Origin of the sequence: Streptomyces niveus, from assembly GCF_001723055.1 — a bacterium.
In the GTDB taxonomy this organism is placed as follows: domain Bacteria; phylum Actinomycetota; class Actinomycetes; order Streptomycetales; family Streptomycetaceae; genus Streptomyces; species Streptomyces niveus.
On record NZ_MDCR01000294.1, the window covers coordinates 1 to 9,165 of the forward strand.

The 9,165-nt window shown below is 70.7% G+C and carries 8 protein-coding genes and 1 pseudogene; 5 read left to right on the forward strand and 4 right to left on the reverse strand.

Going from position 1 to position 9,165, the window contains the following annotated elements; translation table 11 throughout:
• Positions 1-1,170, forward strand: a 1,170-nt coding sequence (locus tag BHU15_RS28910; protein ID WP_069629866.1) for a peptide MFS transporter, incomplete at its 5' end; no start/stop codon positions are given.
• Between the two features lie 60 nt (positions 1,171-1,230).
• On the opposite strand, the gene BHU15_RS28915 is transcribed toward BHU15_RS28910, so the two are convergent.
• Together BHU15_RS28915 and BHU15_RS28920 are read right to left on the reverse strand one after the other, a co-directional pair.
• A complete protein-coding gene (locus BHU15_RS28915; protein WP_069629867.1) occupies positions 1,231-1,719 on the reverse strand; it encodes an ATP-binding protein in 489 nt (162 codons plus the stop codon).
• A 228-nt stretch (positions 1,720-1,947) separates the two neighbouring features.
• Entirely contained in the window at positions 1,948-2,316 is a 369-nt protein-coding gene (locus BHU15_RS28920; protein WP_031231376.1) for an STAS domain-containing protein, read from the reverse strand.
• 354 nt (positions 2,317-2,670) lie between these two features.
• Here BHU15_RS28920 and BHU15_RS28925 point away from each other — a divergent pair, with 354 nt between their 5' ends.
• Positions 2,671-3,576 (forward strand): RNA polymerase sigma factor SigF, encoded by a 906-nt coding sequence (locus tag BHU15_RS28925; RefSeq protein ID WP_247748468.1) that lies wholly within the window; start codon positions 2,671-2,673, stop codon positions 3,574-3,576.
• Between the two features lie 106 nt (positions 3,577-3,682).
• Here BHU15_RS28925 and BHU15_RS28930 read toward each other — a convergent pair whose 3' ends face one another.
• Both BHU15_RS28930 and BHU15_RS28935 read right to left on the reverse strand, forming a co-directional pair.
• A complete protein-coding gene (locus tag BHU15_RS28930; RefSeq protein WP_069629869.1) occupies positions 3,683-4,558 on the reverse strand; it encodes an ABC transporter permease in 876 nt (291 codons plus the stop codon).
• The gene (locus BHU15_RS28935; protein ID WP_107422951.1) at positions 4,555-5,403 is read right to left on the reverse strand and encodes an ABC transporter ATP-binding protein; all 849 of its coding nucleotides are present in this window, start codon (positions 5,401-5,403) and stop codon (positions 4,555-4,557) included. The genes BHU15_RS28930 and BHU15_RS28935 overlap by 4 nt, the downstream gene beginning before the upstream one ends.
• A gap of 238 nt (positions 5,404-5,641) precedes the next feature.
• Here BHU15_RS28935 and BHU15_RS41635 point away from each other — a divergent pair, with 238 nt between their 5' ends.
• The 3 genes and pseudogenes from BHU15_RS41635 to BHU15_RS28950 form a co-directional block, all read left to right on the forward strand.
• The gene (locus tag BHU15_RS41635; protein ID WP_069629871.1) at positions 5,642-6,496 is read left to right on the forward strand and encodes a GbsR/MarR family transcriptional regulator; all 855 of its coding nucleotides are present in this window, start codon (positions 5,642-5,644) and stop codon (positions 6,494-6,496) included.
• A 169-nt stretch (positions 6,497-6,665) separates the two neighbouring features.
• Entirely contained in the window at positions 6,666-7,811 is a 1,146-nt protein-coding gene (locus BHU15_RS28945) for a DegT/DnrJ/EryC1/StrS family aminotransferase (protein ID WP_069629872.1), read from the forward strand.
• Positions 7,804-9,165: pseudogene (locus tag BHU15_RS28950) on the forward strand (lipopolysaccharide biosynthesis protein); the annotation flags it as partial. The gene BHU15_RS28945 and the pseudogene BHU15_RS28950, both read left to right, overlap by 8 nt.

Sequence of the window (9,165 nt, forward strand, 5' to 3'; positions counted from 1 at the left end):
CTGACGCTCGCCCTGCCGGGCGCGGGCAGCTTCTTCGCCGGTCTGGCGCTGGTGGCGCTCGGCTCGGGGCTGCTGAAGTCCAACATCTCCACGATGGTCGGCCACCTCTACGACGGCCCCAACGACCCGCGCCGCGACGGCGGGTTCACCATCTTCTACATGGGCATCAACATCGGTGCCTTCTTCGCGCCGCTGATCATCGGCACCGTCGGTGAGAAGTACAGCTGGCACCTCGGCTTCGCGCTCGCCGCCGTCGGCATGGGCATCGGTCTGATCGTGTTCCTGCTCGGTACGAAGCACCTGGCCCCGCAGAGCAGTCGCGTCCCGACGCCGCTGTCGCGCGAGGAGCGGGCGAACTGGCTGACGAAGGGGCTGACCTGGCTGCTGATCGGCTCCGCCTTCTACGGAATCGTCGTCTTCACCGGCCACTTCACCCTGAACTGGGCGATGGTGCCGCTGACGCTCGCGGGCATCGCCATCCCCGCCGGGGTGCTGATCCGGATAAAGCGCGACAAGGATCTGTCGGCGGCCGAGCAGACGAAGATGTCCGGGTACATCTGGTTCTTCGTCGCGGCAGCGGTCTTCTGGATGATCTACGACCAGGGCGGGTCGACCATTCAGGCGTTCGGTACGACGAAGGCCGCCGACCATGTCTTCGGCATCGGCTTCCCGACGTCCTGGTACCAGTCGCTGAACCCGGTGTTCATCATGGCGCTGGCCCCGGTGATCGCCTGGCTCTGGCTCTGGCTGAACCGGCGGGGCAAGGAGCCGAGCACGGTGGTGAAGTTCGCCGCCGGTCTGGCCTTCGTCGGCGTCTCGTTCTTCTTCTTCCTGATCCCGCTGGTCCTGGCGGCGGACGGCACCCTGGTCAGTCCGGTGTGGCTGGTCGGCATCTATCTGATCCAGACCGTCGGCGAGCTGTGCGTCTCGCCGGTCGGCCTGTCGGTGACGACGAAGATGGCGCCGGAGAAGTACGCCAGCCAGATGATGGGTGTCTGGTTCCTCGCGGTCACGGCGGGCGACTCGGTGACGGGGATGCTCTCGATCGCGGGTGTCGATCTGAGCCGTACGGGGGTGGTCGCCCTGGAGGCGGCACTGGCCACGCTGGCGGGCTTCGCGGTGTTCATGTACCGCAAGAAGGTGCGGGCCCTGATGGGCGACGTGCGCTGACGTGCCGACCGACGTCGGGAAGGCGACGGGCCCCGACTGGGGCCCGCGCCGCCGCGCCGGCTAGGCCGGGGCCGCCAGGACCGCCCAGACCGTCTTGCCGGGGGCTCCCGGCGTACGGGACACGCCCCAGTCCAGGCAGAGCCGCTGCACGATGAACATGCCGTGCCCGCCGGGCCGGCCGGCCCGGTGCGGGGTGCGGGGCGCGGGCTGGCCGGTGCCCCGGTCGGTGACTTCGAGGCGCAGCGCCTTGGTGTCGGAGGAGACGCGCAGCTGTTCGGGGCCCTCGGCGTGCAGGCAGGCGTTGGTGACCAGTTCGGAGACGACGAGCAGTACGTCCTCGGCGGCGGCGCGGCGGTCCGCGCTCTCGGCCGGCAGCCAGCCCCAGTCGTAGAGCGCCTGACGGGTGAAGTCGCGTGCCATCGGGACGATGCCGCTGGCGCTGCCCAACGCCAGGGTGCGTACCCGGCTTTCGGGCCCGGCGTGGGTGGTACCCGCGCCGTCCGGCTCGGAGCCGAATTCGCCCGGCGGAAACTGCCGGGTGGTGCTCATCAGCGCTTCACCTCACCGATTCACCGGTTCGCCGTAGGGTCGATATGTCATACGTCGTACGTCGTTACTTCGTCGCTACCGCGCCGATACAGACAGTGCCCGGTCCGTCCCGAACGGCCCGCTGTCTCTTCTGCCCGGCGTAATCGTGACAACACCCACAAGACCTACGCGGGTGACGTGACACTTGCAACATCTTGCTGCCGCGGAGCCTTTGTACGGCCCCCCGGGTCACTCGGCAAGAGCCTCTTCCAGCGATTCGTGCACGGTGAAGACCGCGTCCGCGCCCGTGATCTCGAAAACCCTGGCGACCACCGGCAGCATCGCGGCCAGATGGACCGCGCCACCTGCCGCTTCGGCTTTCAGCCGGGCCCCGAGCAGCACGTTCAGTCCGGTCGAGTCGCAGAACTCGAGCTGCGAGCAGTCGACCACGAGGCGTACCCGCCCCTGGTCGACCGCTTCTTCCAGTGGTGTGCGCAACAGTTCGGCGGTGTGGTGATCCAACTCACCCGCCGCTGTCACGACCTCGCTCCGGCCCTCGGTCCGAACCTCGACCCGAAGCCGGCCCCGGTTCGCGCTGCCGACCGTCTGGCGGTCCATGCCCGTCCGTCCCTCTTCTGCCGTGTCGTGCGCCGTCATCAGATGATTCGGAACCCGCTGTCCGGGGCGCTGTGATCATGCCCGCGGCGGCGTTCCTCGTCGCGTCACTCGGTGCGTCACCCACCGTTGACGTCGGTCGAAACATTACGCCTTTCATGCGCTCTCCGGTAGCCAATCTCCCACGCAATGCGGACATATGTACGAAATGACACTTGCACGTGTCCACGGTGAACCGATAGGGCTAGTAAAGACACAACCAACCCGACCGAAAACGACCGGCCATGGAGGCGCCGCAAACCGCAGCAGCGCGTATTGGCATCGGCAGCCATATGCCGAGAACGTATGGAGGAGACCATGTCACCCCGGCTCGACGGACCGCGTACCCACGACGCGGCGTCGACAATCCCGTCCCAACCTGACGAGACCGGCGCCACGTACGCGGCCGGTTTCCCGGGCCTCGATGACATGCCGGAGATCCCGCCCTTCGACGAGGTAGGCGCGCTGGACGCCCGGTCTCTGTCGAAGACCCTCTTCGGGCGCCTCGACGGCCTCGAAGAAGGCACGCACGAGCACGCTTACGTACGGAACACCCTGGTCGAGCTGAATCTCGCCCTGGTCAAGTTCGCCGCCTCCCGGTTCCGCTCCCGCAGTGAGCCGATGGAGGACATCATCCAGGTCGGCACGATCGGTCTGATCAAGGCGATCGACCGCTTCGAGCTCAGCAGGGGCGTCGAGTTCCCCACCTTCGCGATGCCGACGATCGTCGGCGAGATCAAGCGCTTCTTCCGCGACACGTCGTGGTCGGTGCGGGTGCCGCGAAGGCTTCAGGAGCTCCGTCTCGAACTGGCCAAGGCCGGCGACGAGTTGTCCCAGCAGCTGGACCGCGCGCCGACGGTCGCCGAACTCGCCGAGCGGCTCGGCCTCACCAACGACGAGGTCGTCGAGGGAATGGCGGCGAGCAACGCGTACACGGCGAGTTCGCTGGACGCGCAGCCCGAGGAGGACGACACCGAGGGCGCGCTGTCCGACCGCATCGGCTACGAGGACCACGGGCTCGAAGGCATCGAATACGTCGAGTCGTTGAAGCCGCTGATCGCGGGACTCCCGGCGCGCGACCGCACGATCCTGTCGCTGCGGTTCGTCGCCAACATGACGCAGTCGGAGATCGGGGAGGAACTCGGCATCTCGCAGATGCACGTGTCCCGGCTGCTGTCACGCACGCTCGTCAGACTGCGGAAGGGTCTGACGCTGGAGGAGTGACGACGGCTCCTTTGAAGGCGCGTTCGGTATGTGGCCCGGTGGCCGTCTCTGACGGACACCGGGCCTTCGTCGGTACGGGGGCGGCGACCGCGCCGCCGGTGGGTGCTCAGCCGACGCGGCGCAGGGCCTTCTCGCGCCGCTCCGACATGCTCGAACCCGACTCGCGGCGGGCCATGCGGCGCAGTACGAGGGGGGCGAGCGCCAGGCCGAGGACCGCCCAGAGGCCGAGTACCCCGGCGGTCTCCCAGTGGCGCCAGGATTCGCCGATCTCGACAGTGAGTGCGGCGTCCGGGAGAAGGGCGGAGCGCATGCCCAGGCCGAGCCAGTAGACGGGGGTCGCCTGGCCGAGCCACTGCACCCACTCCGGCAGCGAGGTGAGCGGGTAGAAGATGCCGGAGATGGCGATCATGGCCAGCATCGGGAGCTGGATGAGGCCCTGGCCGCGGGCGGTGGTGAACACCGAGCCCAGGATGGCGCCGACGGGGAGGGTCGCCGCCATGCCGAGGAGCAGCACCCAGACCACGGTGAGCCAGGAGCCGGGGCCGCCGGCGCTGAGGCCGTCGATGATCAGCAGGGCGGGGATCAGCAGGATCGCGAGGTCGGCGAGCACACCGCCGCCGACCGAGACGACCTTGCCGATGAGATAGGCGGGCATGCCGTCGGGGGTCGCCTTGGCACGCAGCAGGGTGCCGTCCTCGCGTTCGGCGGTGAGTATCTGGCTCATGCTGACCATGCCCATCGCTGCGTTCATGCCGAGGATGCCGGGCAGGGCCAGGGTGCCGAGCATGAGTTCGCCGGAGCCGAGGGCCGAGTCGCGCAGGAAGTACATCACCGTCAGCATCAGGGTGGGCCACAGGAAGTGGGACAGCAGTTCTCCGCCGTTGGTGAAGGACTGACGCAGTTCGATCAGGCCGCGTGAGCAGCCGATCCGTACGGCCGTGGCCGTGGAGTTCGTGGTCGTGGGGTTCGTGGTCGTGTTCACCGGGTCGCCGTCTCTTCCTCGCGTACGAGTGCCAGGTAGGTGTCCTCCAACGAGGCCCGGCGGACTTCCAGTTGGCCTATCGCGGTGCCGTGCCGGGCGAAGAGTTCGCGTACGAAGCCGGTCGAGTCCGGGGTGGTACGGGTGTGGTGGCTCCCGTCGAGCGTCCAGCGGACCTCGTCCTCGCCGGCCACCTGGCGGGCCAGTTCGTCCTCGGTGCCGTCGGCGATGATCCGGCCGCCGGCGAGGACCACGATGCGGTCGGCGAGCTTTCCGGCCTCGGCCAGGTCGTGGGTGGTGAGCAGGACCGTGGTCGCGTGGTCGCGGGCCAGGCGGTGGACGAGGTCGTGGAACTCGTGGCGGGCGCGCGGGTCGAAACCGGCGGTCGGCTCGTCCAGGAAGAGGAGTTCGGGGCGGCCGACGATGCCGATCGCCACGTCGAGCCTGCGCCGCTGGCCGCCGGAGAGTGTCTTGATCTTCTTGGCCGCGTGCGCGGTGAGGCCGACCGCCTCGACCAACTCGTCGGCGTTCCAGGGGCGTTGGACGTGGCCGGTCGCGTAGGGGGCGTAGTAGGAGCCGAGGTGGGCGAGCAGTTCGCGTACCCGCCAGTTGCCGTGGTCGCGCCAGGACTGGAGGACCACGCCGATCCTGGCCCGCCAGCGTTCGTCGCCGTGCGCCGGGTCGGCGCCGAGTACGTCGACGCGGCCCGCCGACCGCATCCGGAAGCCCTCCAGGATCTCGATGGTGGTGGTCTTGCCCGCCCCGTTCGGCCCCAGCAGGGCCAGCACCTCACCGTGGCGGGCCTGGAACCGCACATCGCGCAGGACGTCGTTCGCGCCGTACCGCATACGCAGTCCCTCGACGTCGAGCACGACTCTGTCGCTGGTCGTCACCTCGGATCTCCCTTCCCCTCGGTTGTTCAACAATCGCGAAAGCTACGTTGCGTTTCATGTATCGTCAAACGCAATTGCAATGGTCATGACGGTGAATGCAACGAGAATCACAAGACAGTGCGTTGCAATGAGATGCCGCTGAACGCATACTGGACCGAGCATTCACCGACGAGTTGCCAGGAGGCGGACGCCGATGCCGGGAGGCAGGCTGTCGCACGACGAGCGCCGGGACATCGGCGCGGGGCTGGCCGAGGGGCTGGGGTACGCGGAGATCGCCAGACGCCTCGGCAGGCCCACCTCGACCGTCAGCCGGGAGGTGGCCCGCAACGGCGGCGCCGACGGCTACCGGGCCGATCGCGCGCTGCGGGCCACCGAGCGCAGGGCCCGGCGGCGCGGGCCCGCGCCGCTGGCGGCGCGACCGCAGGAGGCGGCCGACCGGGACGAACTCCGCGACGAACTCAGGGACTTCGGCGAGCAGTTCGTCACGATGCTGGTGGCGACCGGACTCCCCCGTATGGCGTCCCGCGTGCTGGTCCGGCTGTTCCTCACCGACTCCGGCAGCCTCACCGCCGCCGACCTGGTCGGGCAGTTGCGGGTCAGCCCCGCCTCGGTCTCCAAGGCCGTCGGCTACCTCGAAGAGCTGGACGTGGTCCGGCGTGAGCGCGACCCCCGGCGGCGGCGCGAGCGGTACGTCGTGGACGACGACGTCTGGCTGCGGGCCTGGACCCGCGACACGCGTTCCACCGCGAACTGGGCGGACACCGCCCGGCGGGGGGTCGCCGTCGTCGGCGCCGACACCCCGGCCGGGGTCAGGCTCGACCGCATGGGCGACTTCTTCGCCACCCTCAGCGCCGACATGGCGAGCGGTCCCGCCGGTGTCGAGGACGCGCTGACGCTGCTCGCCGCGCTGATGCACGCGGGGGCGCCGGCCGATGCCGGGCGACTGGCCGCCGGGCTCGGCTGGCCGGTCGAGCGCGTCACCGAAGCCCTGCGGCACGCCGAGCCGCAGCGGCTCACCCCGGCTCAACGGACCGCCCTGGCACGGTGATCCGACGCGCCGCCCGACGTGTCCGCCCGACGTGTCCGCCCGACCCGGGACCGTATTGACGGGAGCGTCCACAAAGGCCACATTGATCCGGGCAGGGGGGAACGGTATGGCTGTGCGGGAGGCTCCGGGGGCGGGCTGCCCGACGTCGTACGCCGCGCTGGAATCGCTCATGCGGCGGCGTCTCGGCCGGGAGTGTCTGTACGTGCCGTCGTGCCGGCTCGGGCTCTACGTCGCACTGCGCCACTGGTGCCCGCCGGGCGGCCGGGTGTTGATGTCCCCGGTCAACGACGACGTGATCATGTTCGTGGTGCTGGCGGCCGGACTGCGTCCCGTCCAGGCGCCGTTGAACGCCTCGGACGGCTCGATCGACCCGGCGGCCCTGCCCGAGTCCCACTGGCGCGGGCTGTCCGCCGTACTGACCACGAATCTGTACGGGAATCCCGACCCGGCGCCCGAACTGCGCGCCCGCTGCGACGCGTTGGGGATTCCGCTGATCGAGGACGCCGCCCACGCCATCGGCGGCACGGTGGCGGGCCGGGCCGTCGGGACCTTCGGGGACGCGGCCGTCTTCAGCCTCTCCAAGCATGTCGGCGCCAAGACCGGCGGGTTCGTCGCCGTGGCCGACCCGGCGCTCGTGCCGGAGCTGACGGCGGCCCGCGACGCGCTCCTCGCACCGGCCAGGCTCACCGCCGAACTCGCCTACGCCCTGCGGCCGTACGCGGAGGCCGGGGTGCGCGGACTGCGGCTGGCGCGGGCGGCGCGCGGGCTGCTGCGCGCGGTCGGCGCCGAGGAACGCCCCGGTATCCGGATGGAGTTACGGCCGGGCGAGTTGAAGGAGGCCCTGGCCGGCGGGCCGGGGCTCGGCGGCTTCGACTCGTGGGTGCGGGTCGACATGCACCGGTACCGCCTCACGCCCGGCCGCGCGCGGCTGCGACGTACCGAACGGCTGCTGTCCGGGCTCGATCCGCTGCTCGCCGCCCACCGGGCGGGCACGGAGCGGCTGTTGGCGACCCGGTGGGCGGCACCCTCGTCCCAGGGCCGGCCGCTGTTCCGGGTCCCGTTGCTGGTCGCCGACCGGGACGCCGCCGTCGCCGCGCTCGCCAGGCACCGCATCACCACCGGTTATCTGTACGACCCGCCGCTCGACGTGTACGCGGGCGATCTCTTCACCGACGCCTCGCCGCGCCCCGGGCCGGCCGCCTGGTTCGCGCGGCACGCGCTGCCCGCCGACCCGTTACGGGCGCGCCAAGTCATCGCCGTACTGGACGAGTCGGGGGCCGAGCCCGCCCTGCCGCCGGGGCACGGTGGTGACTGACACCGCGCGGCGTACGGCCACGAGGAAGGGGCCGGACAGCGGCGACAGCAGCGAGTCGATGTTCCGCAACGCGTACGCGCTGATGCTCTCCACCGGCGTCTCCGCCGCCCTCGGACTCGGCTTCTGGCTGGTCGCCGCCCGCTACTACACCGAGGAGGCCGTCGGCCAGGGCTCCGCCGCCATCGCCGCGATGCGGCTGCTGGCGTCCCTCACCGCGACCACCATGATCGGCGCTGTGGTGCGCTATGTGCCACGCGCCGGGCGGGCGACCGGGGCGCTCGTGTGGCGCGCGTACGCGGTCAGTTCGGCCGTCGTGTGCGTCGCCTGTGTGGTCTTCCTGCTGACGCTCGACCTGTGGGGCCCCTCGTACGCGCCGCTCGACGGCGTCACCGCCGGGCTCCTCTTCACCGGCGCCTGCGTCGCGTGGGCGCTGCTCACTCTCCAGGACGGGGTGCTGACCGGGCTCCGCCAAGCCTTATGGGTGCCGGTCGGCAACGCCGTCTTCTCCCTCGGCAAGCTGCTGCTGCTCGTCGCGTTCGCCACCGCGCTGCCGGTACTCGGCGTCTTCGTGTCCTGGGCGGCGGCCATCACACTGTCCGTACTGCCGCTGGGCTGGCTGGTGTTCCGCCGGCTCATCCCCCGGCAGGCCGCCGCCGACCGGGACCGCGAGCCGCCGCGTACCGCCGAGATCGGACGCTTCCTGGCCGGTGACTCGGTCGGCGCGCTGTTCAGCCTGGCGATGATCAATCTGCTGCCGGTGATGGTCGCGGTCCGCTTCGACGCGGCGCACAACGCGTTCTTCTACACCGCCTACACCGTCGGCGGGACGATGGAGTTCATGGCCATCAACATGGCCTCCTCCCTGACCGCGCACGCCTCGCACTCCCCCGAGCGGCTGGCCGAAGGCGTACGGGGGGCGCTGCGCCGGATGGCGGTGCTGCTGATGCCCGTGGTGCTGGTGCTGGTGGTGTTCGCCCCCCAGGTCCTCGCCCCCTTCGGCGCCGACTACGCCGAGCACGGCTCGACGGTGCTGCGCCTGCTGGCCGCCGCCGCGCTGCCGCGCGTGGTCGTGGAGCTGTACATCGGGGTGCTGCGGGTCCAGGGGCGTACGGGCATGCTCGCCGCCCTCCAGGGCGCCATGTGCGTGTCGGTCCTCGGCAGCGCGGTCCTGCTGCTCGGGCCCGCCGGGATCTCCGGCGCCGGGCTGGCGATGCTGCTGTCCATGACGCTGATCGCGCTGGTGGCGGCGCCGGGGCTGCGGTCGGCGCTGCGCAGGCGCGGCGGCGGGGCGGCGGACGGGTACGGGACGACATGGGCGCGCGAGGCCGCCGAGCGGCGGCCTCGCGCGCCCATG